The sequence below is a fragment of the Paractinoplanes rishiriensis genome, from assembly GCF_016862375.1.
Classification (GTDB): Bacteria; Actinomycetota; Actinomycetes; order Mycobacteriales; family Micromonosporaceae; genus Actinoplanes; species Actinoplanes rishiriensis.
The window spans coordinates 212,630-219,731 of record NZ_BOMV01000013.1; the positions used below are offsets into that span (position 1 = coordinate 212,630).

Annotated in this window: 7 protein-coding genes; 4 read left to right on the forward strand and 3 right to left on the reverse strand. The window is 71.2% G+C overall.

Features of this window, described 5'->3' with window-relative positions:
• Nucleotides 1-73: 73 nt before the first annotated feature.
• Nucleotides 74-964 carry an alpha/beta hydrolase family protein gene (locus tag Ari01nite_RS10000; RefSeq protein ID WP_203780850.1) on the reverse strand — a complete coding sequence of 297 codons (891 nt, stop codon included), beginning with the start codon at nucleotides 962-964 and terminating at the stop codon, nucleotides 74-76.
• 218 nt (nucleotides 965-1,182) lie between these two features.
• Here Ari01nite_RS10000 and Ari01nite_RS10005 point away from each other — a divergent pair, with 218 nt between their 5' ends.
• The 3 genes from Ari01nite_RS10005 to Ari01nite_RS10015 all read left to right on the forward strand — a co-directional run bounded on the left by Ari01nite_RS10005 (nucleotide 1,183) and on the right by Ari01nite_RS10015 (nucleotide 3,108).
• Nucleotides 1,183-1,737: a QsdR family transcriptional regulator gene (locus Ari01nite_RS10005; RefSeq protein ID WP_239162618.1), complete on the forward strand. Its 555-nt coding sequence runs from the start codon at nucleotides 1,183-1,185 to the stop codon at nucleotides 1,735-1,737.
• A 70-nt stretch (nucleotides 1,738-1,807) separates the two neighbouring features.
• Complete coding sequence (locus tag Ari01nite_RS10010; RefSeq protein WP_203780852.1) at nucleotides 1,808-2,461, forward strand: dienelactone hydrolase family protein; 654 nt, start codon at nucleotides 1,808-1,810, stop codon at nucleotides 2,459-2,461.
• Complete coding sequence (locus Ari01nite_RS10015) at nucleotides 2,437-3,108, forward strand: phosphoribosyltransferase (RefSeq protein WP_203780854.1); 672 nt, start codon at nucleotides 2,437-2,439, stop codon at nucleotides 3,106-3,108. Before Ari01nite_RS10010 ends, Ari01nite_RS10015 begins: the two co-directional genes overlap by 25 nt.
• Here Ari01nite_RS10015 and Ari01nite_RS10020 read toward each other — a convergent pair.
• Nucleotides 3,100-4,389, reverse strand: a complete 1,290-nt coding sequence (locus tag Ari01nite_RS10020) for a D-alanyl-D-alanine carboxypeptidase family protein (RefSeq protein ID WP_239162619.1) — start codon at nucleotides 4,387-4,389, stop codon at nucleotides 3,100-3,102. The two genes, Ari01nite_RS10015 and Ari01nite_RS10020, sit on opposite strands and share 9 nt — an antisense overlap.
• A gap of 696 nt (nucleotides 4,390-5,085) precedes the next feature.
• Here Ari01nite_RS10020 and Ari01nite_RS10025 point away from each other — a divergent pair.
• The gene (locus Ari01nite_RS10025) at nucleotides 5,086-6,429 is read left to right on the forward strand and encodes a ferredoxin reductase family protein (RefSeq protein WP_203780858.1); all 1,344 of its coding nucleotides are present in this window, start codon (nucleotides 5,086-5,088) and stop codon (nucleotides 6,427-6,429) included.
• Between the two features lie 493 nt (nucleotides 6,430-6,922).
• On the opposite strand, the gene Ari01nite_RS10030 is transcribed toward Ari01nite_RS10025, so the two are convergent.
• Nucleotides 6,923-7,102 (reverse strand): hypothetical protein (locus Ari01nite_RS10030; RefSeq protein WP_203780860.1); only part of this gene is annotated, 180 nt, incomplete at its 5' end.

The following is a 7,102-nucleotide window of genomic DNA, read 5'->3' on the forward strand; positions in this document are numbered from 1 at the left end:
GCCCGCCGTGGCGCAATTTCTGGACCGTGTCCGGCGGGCCGCCGCGACCATTCGAAATGGTGAATTCAAATATTTAGATGAGTGGGCAGCTCACCTCGTACTGGCTCACCCCGGAGTTCGGACCCGGACAGATGAACTGCTCGAATCGGGTGTCGTCGTCCACGAAGCGTTTCAGCCACGCCACGCTCATCGAGGAGATGGTCGCGTTCGGGACGTTGGGGGCGAAGTGCGAGGCGCCGGCCAGTTCCAGGTAACCGGAGGACACGCCGTTCGGAAGGCTGGCGGCGAACCGCTCGGAGTGGGTGCGCACCGGCGCGATGTTGTCCCGCTGGGCGCCGATGATCAGCGTCGGGGTCTGGAGGTCGCCGAAGTTCTTGCTCAGGTTCCACGGCGTCAGCGGGATCGCGGCCTGGAGTTCCGGCCGGTCCTGGGCCGCCTCCAGGGAGCCGCCGCCACCCATCGAGTGACCGATCACGGCCATCCGGTTCGGGTCGATCTTGGCTCGCGCGCTGCTGGTGCGGGTCAGGAAGTCCAGCGCCGCGAGCAGCTGCCGGCCGCGCGAGGCGGGCTGGTCCGAGGTGCTCAGCGTGTCGATGTTGAACACCACGAAGCCCTGCGACGCGATCCGCGGTGCCAGCCAGGCCATGCTGCTGCGGGACGCGGTGAAGCCGGGTGCGATCGCGACCGCGCCGAACGTGCCCTGGCTGGTGTCGTTCGGGGCGAAGATGTCGCCACCGCCGAAGCCGTTCGCCGCGCCCCGGGACACGTTGGTCCGGGTGATCGCGAACGGGCCGTCGGCGGCCCGGATGCTGGCCGCGCTCGGATTCGGGCCGCGCTGGAACGACGACGTGGCGGCGTCCGCGTCCGGGATCAGCGTGACCGCGGCGGCCGCCAATGCGGTGGCGAGTATTGCGGCGATCACGTTGCGCGGCCGGAGGGATTTGCGTCTTCTGGTTGCAGGCATCTGGGTCTCCCACGGTCTTTGGAATTGCTCGCTCATACGAATCCGGTGACAGATCCGGTTCGAGAAATGACCAGCCGTGAGACGGCGGTATCAACCGCCGAAAAGATTTGAACCAGGTGAGAACTAGCGGTGTTCGCCATAGTGGACGCCTTGCGCCCAGGGAGACGGACAAAGGCGAAGAGCGGTGGGGAAGGGGGCGGCGAACCGACGTGGGAACGGTGCGGAATGCTCGCCGGGTGATCGGGCACGGCGAGGTGGTACGCGGTGCGGTGCGCCAGTTCCAGGGACATGGCTCACTCGACATGGACGCGCTCGCCGGTGAACTGGCGATCAGCCGGGCCACGCTGTACCGGGTGGCGGGCAGCCGGGACGCGCTGCTCGGCGACGCGCTCTGGCACCTGGCCCGGCGGCTGCTCGACCGGGCCCGGACCGCGCGCAGGGCGTCCGGTGCCGACGGCGTGATCGAGGTGTCCCGGCGGTTCGCCGAGCGGTTGTGGTCGTCCCCACCGATGCGCCGGTTCGTCGCGGACGAGCCACAGACCGCCGCCCGGGTGCTGTTCACCGGCTCGGGCGAGGTGCACCGGCGGGCCGTTCTGGCCCAGGGCGAGATCTTCGTGGAGGCCGGCGCCGCGGGCCCCGAGGACGACGTTTACCCCCTGGCGTTCCTGTATGTCCGGGTCATGGAGTCGGTCCTGTACGCCGAACTGCTCAGCGGGCGCCGGGTCGAGTTCGCGGTGGCCGAACGCGCGCTGCGGGCTCTCCTCGTTCCCTGATCTTCCGACAAGTCGGACGTATAGGGTCGCCCGAAAGGGGTATGACCACCGACTCGGAGGGAGCGCTGGCATGACGACGGCGAGCACGGTGACGACGCGGTTCCCGGCGGGCGGAACCGAACTCGAGGGCGACCTGCGGCTGCCGCGCAACGCGCACGGCGTGGTGATCTTCGCGCACGGCACGGGCAGCTCCCGGCACAGCCCGCGCAACCGGAGGGTCGCGGACGAACTGGGCCGCCGGGGCCTCGGCACCCTGCTGATCGACCTGCTCACCCACGAGGAGGAGGTACGCGACGCGCACGCCCGCGACCTGCGGTTCGACATCGGGCTGCTGGCCGACCGGGTGATCGGGCTGGTCGACTGGCTCACCGGGCAGGAGGACAGCCGGACCCTGCCGATCGGGCTGTTCGGCGCCAGCACCGGTGCAGCCGCCGCCCTGGTCGCGGCCGCCGCCCGGCCCGAGGATGTGCACGCGGTGGTCTCCCGCGGCGGCCGGCCCGACCTGGCCGGCCCGGCACTGATCCAGGTGACCGCGCCGACCCTGCTCGTGGTCGGCGAGAAGGACCTGCCGGTGGTCGAGATCAACGAGCAGGCCCGCAACGCCATGACGGTCGCGGCCGAGCTGCGGATCATTCCCGGTGCCACGCATCTGTTCGAGGAGCCCGGCACGCTCGACGCCGTCGCCGAGGAGGCGGGCACATGGTTCGCGGCGCATCTGAGGTGACCTTCGCCGACCGGGACGAGGCCGGTCGCCGGCTCGGCGACGAGGTGTCCCGGGTGTTGCCGGACGACGGTCCCGGCCGGCCGCTGGTGCTGGCCCTGCCGCGCGGCGGGGTCCCGGTTGCGGTGCAGGTGGCGGAGCGGATCGGCGGCGACCTGGACCTGCTGCTGGCCCGCAAGATCGGGGCGCCGCACCAGCCGGAGTACGGGGTGGGCGCGATCGCCGAGGACGGGCCGCCGGTGTTCGACACGACCGCACTGGGCCGGCTGGACCTGACCGTGGACGACCTGGCCGGCACCGTGCGGGCCGAACGCGCCGAGCTGGCCCGCCGCGCCCGGCGTTACCGGGGTGGTCGTCCGGCGCCGCGGGTGGCCGGCCGCTGCGTGGTGCTGGTGGACGACGGCCTGGCGACCGGGGTGACGGCCCGGGCCGCGCTGCGCGGGTTGCGCCACCAGCAGCCGCGCTGGCTGGCGCTGGCGATCCCGGTGTGCGCGCCGCCGGCGTACGAGGGCCTGCGCGGGGACGCCGACCAGCTCATCTGCCTGGCGGCGCCGCCCGGGTTCCGTGCGGTGGGCGAGTGGTACACCGACTTCCACCAGCTGACGGACGAGGACGTGGACCGGGCGCTGCGCGGTTTCGCGTCAGCCTAGGCGCTTGAGACGCCACCACAGTCCCGGTTCGGCCGTCGCGCGGTCGGCGGCGAGGTCCACGCGTACCCCCGAAGCTTGCACCGCGCCCACCACCTGCCCGGACGTGACCCCCGGCCCCGGGGCCGAGGTGGTGACCTCGACCGGGATCGCGAGCCCCGGCCAGCCGACCACCTTGAGTGACGTCACCGGCGTGACGCTCGCGGTCGACCCCCAGGCGGTGGTGACCGTGCCGACCGGTTGCGCGGCGAGCAGTTCATGCTCCTTGACGGTGCTGCGGACCGCGCTGAGTAACTTGCGGACCACCGTGTTGACCCGGGCGAGCTGCTGCGGCGTTCCGGTGCCCGGCTGATTGAAAACCGCACCGACCACGGTGTACGTGCGACCGCCCGCGCTCAGCTTGGCGGCGAAGAGCAGGTTGCCGCCCGCCTCGGTGGTCGATCCGGTCTTGATCCCGAACACGCCCTGCTTGCCGAGCAGGTCGTTGTAGTTACGGATAGTGCCGTTGCGCGGAATGGTCGCCTCGGTGCGCGCCACAATCTCCGCGAAGACCTCCGACCTGATCGCGGCCCGCCCGAGTTTGACCTGGTCAGCGGCGGTGCTGACGGTCGTGGGCAGATAGCCGCTCGGGTCCGAGTACTCGGTGTCGTCCATGCCCAGCTCGTCGGCGGCCGCGTTCATCTTGGCCACGAACGAGGCCTCATCCCCGCCGTCCCACACCGCGAGCTGGTGCGCGATGTTGTTGGCGGACGGCAGCATGAGTGCCTCGAGCGCATCCCGCTGCGTCAGCTGCTGCCCCACCACGACCGGCACCAGCGACTGGTTGGAAGCGATCCGCGACGTGAAGTCGGCCACATCGGCCGCCGTCACGGTGAGTGTCGGCCCCTCCTCGTCCCCTTCCAGCGGGTGACTCTGCAGAATCACGTAGGCGGTCATGACCTTGGCAACGCTGCCGATCGGGGCGGGTTTGTCGCTGCCCTTGCCACCGAGGCGGCCGAGTCCTTCGATCATCAGCTCCGCGGCACCCTGGCTGGGCCAGGGCAGATTGGGTGCTTTGCCGGGGATGCGCAGCGTGGCGGCGACATCGGTGGTGAGGGTGGCGGCGGGGAGGTCCCGGTTGAGCTGAACCGCGCTGCCGGCGCCAAGAGCAGAGAGCAGCAGTACGGCCGGCAGCAGCGCAACGAGAAGCAGCCGTCGACGCCGCGGCCCGTCAGCGGCACCCGGCGGGTTGGCGGCCCACCGATTCTCGGGTCCGGCGTGTCCTGCGGCGGCCCCCGGTCCCACCGCTTCGATCGGGGTTGCGGCGCCCCGCGAAATCGGTGCGCCAGGCGGGACTGCGGCCTCCCTTGAGCCGGGCGGACCCACGCTCGTCGCTGCGGATCTAGGTGCCGGGACGCTGGCACGGCCGGGCTGGGTGGCCGGGCCGCCTGGCGCCGCACCGGGCGGGGGAGGCGAGCCGCTGGCGCGTCCGCTGCCGGGCGGTGGGACGAAGGCGCGTCCGCTGCCGGTCGGTGGGACGGGGGCGCGTCCGCTGCCGGGCGGTGAGACGGGGGCGCGTCCACTTTGCCCGGGCGGGGTGGGAGCGGCGGGCGAAGCGGGGGCGCGTCCGGACGGGCTCGCGTTGCTCGAGACTGCGGCGGGTTCGGGTGGCGGGACCGTGGCGCGGCCGGCCGCTCTTTTGGGCGGGTCCTGCGGTTCCGGTGCTTCGGCGTACTCGGGACCGGGTTGAGCTGGGACCTGCGCGCCTGGGGTGACCCGCGCTGAACCTCGCGCCGGCGGGCGCTCGCTCCCGCTGTCGCCCGGCCCCGCCACCTGCGCCATTGCCCGCTCCTCACCCGCCGGCCGCGTCCGGACGTCGGTCCAGTATTGCGGTCCGGCGCCAACACGCCCGGGTGCTCTTGTCAGCAGGCTGATTGCGGCCTCAACCTACGTCGATTACCAGTGAAGTCCGACGGCCATGCAGCACCAGGGGAGACTCGGATGATCGCCGTGACGCAACCGCCATCACGTACCGCCAGCACGGCCCGCACCGCTCACGTCGTCCTCTGGGCTTTCCTGGCCGCCAACCTGGTGATCATCGCGCTGATGCTGGCGACGCCGGTGCGGCCGGCTTACAACGCTTTCGTCGCGGTCGGACGCATCCTCGGCATGCATCTTGCGTTCGCGATGGCATTGCAGTTGCTGTTGATCGCGCGGCTGCCGTTCCTGGACCGGCGGGTCGGCATGGACAAACTGACCACCTGGCACCGCTGGACCGGTTTCACGATCTTCTGGCTGGCGCTGCTGCACCCGACCTTTGTGCTGCTGGGTTACGCAAAGCTCGACAAGATCTCGTTCTTCGCCCAGATCCCGAACCTGGCCCGCCAGCTGCCCGTGCTGCTCGGCATGACCGCCGTGGTGCTGATCGTGATCGTGGCGGCCACCTCGGTGCGGATCGCGCGCAAACGTCTTTCGTACGAGATCTGGCACGCGTTGCACTTGGTCGTGTACGTCATCGTCACCCTCGGTATCGTGCACCAGATCTATGAGGGCAGTGCGTTCAAGAGCAACGTGTTCACCCAGGTCTACTGGTGGGGGCTGTGGGCGTTCGCGATCCTGGCGCTGCTGATCGGGCGCTTCCTGCTTCCGCTGCTGCGTAACGCCCGCCACCAGCTCAGAGTCGCCGCGGTCGTGCCGGAGTCGGACGACACGGTCTCGGTCTATCTCACCGGCCAGCATCTGGAGCGGCTCGACGCCCGGGCCGGCCAGTTCTTCCTGTGGCGGTTCCTCGGCCACAACCCGTGGTGGCAGGTCAATCCGTGGTCACTGTCCGCGGCTCCCGACGGTCGCTCGCTGCGCCTGACCGCCAAGGGCATCGGCACCACGAGCGCCGGCTTGCGCAACCTTGCGATCGGCACGCGGGTGTTCGCCGAGGGCCCGTACGGCGCTTTCACCGCCGCCCAGCGCGCCACCGGCAAGACTTTGCTGATCGCCGGCGGCATCGGCGTGACCCCGATCCGGGCGCTGCTGGAGGACGACCGCCTGGCCGGCGACATCGTGGTGCTCTACCGCACGCGAACCCAGCGCGACGCGGTCCTGCTGGGAGAAATGCAAAACCTTGCAGCCGTACGCGGAGCCCGCCTGCACCTGCTGACCGGCCGCACGGGCCCAGGCAACGAGCCGTTCAGCCCCGAGGGTTTGGTCGCACTGGTCCCCGACGTAACGGAGCGCGACGTGTTCGTGTGCGGCCCCGCGGCGATGACGGATGCGGTGCTCCGGACATTAAGGACCTTGAAGGTGCCGGCCCGCCAGCGCCACGCGGAGACGTTCCGCTTGGCCAGCTGAACCGGCAGCGGGGAGAGCTGCCTTCGCCGGCCGGCAGCACGGGCGAGGTCTTGGGTTGCCCTGAGCCCGCTTGGTGAGCACCCGTCTCCGGCGCGATCTTGGCGGATCGACCACCGTTTGATGCCCCGGCATTTGCCGCGACCCGAACAGCGCCGCGGCGGACCACCATCCCAGCCCTGTGGTCGCGTGATGTGCAGTCCGCGCGGTCCTCACCCACCGTTGCGGACACCGCCGGCGCGCTGGTGCGGTGGCGCAGGTCCTCGGAACATATCCGACAAGTGATGCTTTAGGCGGGCCCTGATGGACCGCCGGGTCCAGATCTTGGCGATCTACGGTCATCCCCGAACGGTCATCACCGACAGCAGATCGACAACATCGCGTCGCGGGCCGGCGCCAGCGGGGGACGTTTGCGGCAAAAGGGGTGGGCGGGCGCCGTACTGCCTGGTCGGCCGCGATCTTGGCAGTTGCACCACCGTTTGAGGGGGTGTGCGGGTCAAGGTCTGGGGAGTGCTGCGGGCCGCGGCGTGGACGGCGGCGTGGGCAGCGGCGGCGTGGGCAGCGGCGGCGTGGGCAGCGGCGGCGTGGGCAGCGGCGGCGTGGGTGGCGGCGGCGTGCGGCGGGGGCGTGGGGCGGCGGTGTGGGGCGGCGGTGTGGGGCGGCGGTGTGGGGCGGC

Excerpts from the sequence above, each read along its gene's own strand:
- Ari01nite_RS10000 (WP_203780850.1), bottom strand. The coding sequence starts at position 964 with ATGCCTGCAACCAGAAGACGCAAATCCCTCCGGCCGCGCAACGTGATC.
- Ari01nite_RS10010 (WP_203780852.1), top strand. The coding sequence starts at position 1,808 with ATGACGACGGCGAGCACGGTGACGACGCGGTTCCCGGCGGGCGGAACC.
- Ari01nite_RS10015 (WP_203780854.1), top strand. The coding sequence starts at position 2,437 with ATGGTTCGCGGCGCATCTGAGGTGACCTTCGCCGACCGGGACGAGGCC.
- Ari01nite_RS10025 (WP_203780858.1), top strand. The coding sequence starts at position 5,086 with ATGATCGCCGTGACGCAACCGCCATCACGTACCGCCAGCACGGCCCGC.